General features: G+C 69.4%; 1 protein-coding gene and 1 pseudogene. Both read left to right on the top strand.

All coding sequences use genetic code 11. The annotated features are described in order from the left end of the window. Nucleotides 1–757: hypothetical protein (locus tag AB0M52_RS34065; RefSeq protein ID WP_363962018.1), on the top strand; the 757-nt coding region annotated here is incomplete at its 5' end. A 121-nt stretch (nucleotides 758–878) separates the two neighbouring features. Then, nucleotides 879–956, top strand: a pseudogene (locus tag AB0M52_RS34060) (transposase); the annotation flags it as partial. Nucleotides 957–1,165 lie beyond the last annotated feature (209 nt).

Below are 1,165 nucleotides of genomic sequence, written 5' to 3'. Positions count from 1 at the left end.
GGTGGACCACTGGCTCAGCCGGGCCGAGGCCTACGGCCCATCCGCAGTGGAGGCTGCCCGCATTCTCGGAGTACGCGGCATGAGCCTGTCCGACGCCGGCGACTACGAGACAGCTCTCGGCGTACTCGACACCTCCATCGAAACGGCGCGTAGCTGCGGCCAGCGGCGGCAGGTCTCCTGGTCACAGTCCATGGTTGGCCGCATTCACCTTCTCCGCGACGAGAACGCCCAAGCCGCACACGTACTCGACGAGTCCCTGAAGATCATCCGCGCCGAACGTTGGACCGCGTTCGCCCCGTTCCCGCAGTCCCTGCGGGCCGAGGCAGCCGTCGCGTTGGGCGACCCGTCCACCGCCCGCGAACTGCTCGACTATGCCTGGGTGCAGGCCATCGAGTCCGGCGACCAGTGCTGGATCGCTGCTGTCACACATGGCCAGGCCGTCCTCGCGCTGTACGAGGGACGCGACGCGCTGCCACCATGCCGGACCGGCCTCGCCGCCGAACCCTGGTATGTGTGGATACGCGCCCGCCTGATCGACCTCGCAGCCTCGCTCACTACCGGCAGCGCCGAAGGCGCCAGCTTGGCCGACGAACTGGTACGCCTCGCAGGAGCATCGGCCATGCGCGAACTCACCGTCCGCGCGCTCATCCACCGCAGCCGCACCGAAGGCTCACAGCAGCTCACGCTCGCCCGCGCGATGGCCCAGGACATCGCCAACCCCGCCCTGCGCGACACTCTCGACGGCCGCCCTACATAAAAGGGTCGGCTTCGGTGCCGCTCGGCCCTCGCGGGTGGGGCCCGATGTGGCGGAACCCGACCGCATTCACGCTGTTCGGGGGTCGATCGTGACGGTTTCAGCCATACGCCGACGTATGCACCTGTGGTCACCGTCGTACTTCGCCGGGTCGTGCGGCGGCGCGCCGCTGGCGGTGGTCAAGGAGTACATCGAGAACCAAGAAACGCCGCGGTCCGTGACGGCGTTCCTCCCCGGCCGTAGAGGGCCGGGGTCCCCGCCGCGGCAGGGTCCGGGTTACCGATGGGGCGGCGCCGGCCGTGGGCCGCGATAGGGCAGGGTGGCGCTGTAGACCACGTTGGTGGTGGTGCTGCCGAACGCGGCGAGTTCGTTGACGATCTGTTCGAGGTGCGCCATCGACGTCGCGGCCAC

Origin of the sequence: Micromonospora sp. NPDC051296 (assembly GCF_040682255.1) — a bacterium.
In the GTDB taxonomy this organism is placed as follows: domain Bacteria; phylum Actinomycetota; class Actinomycetes; order Mycobacteriales; family Micromonosporaceae; genus Micromonospora; species Micromonospora craterilacus.
Note: the sequence above shows the minus strand (reverse complement) of the source record. Positions and strands in the feature narration are given on the sequence as shown.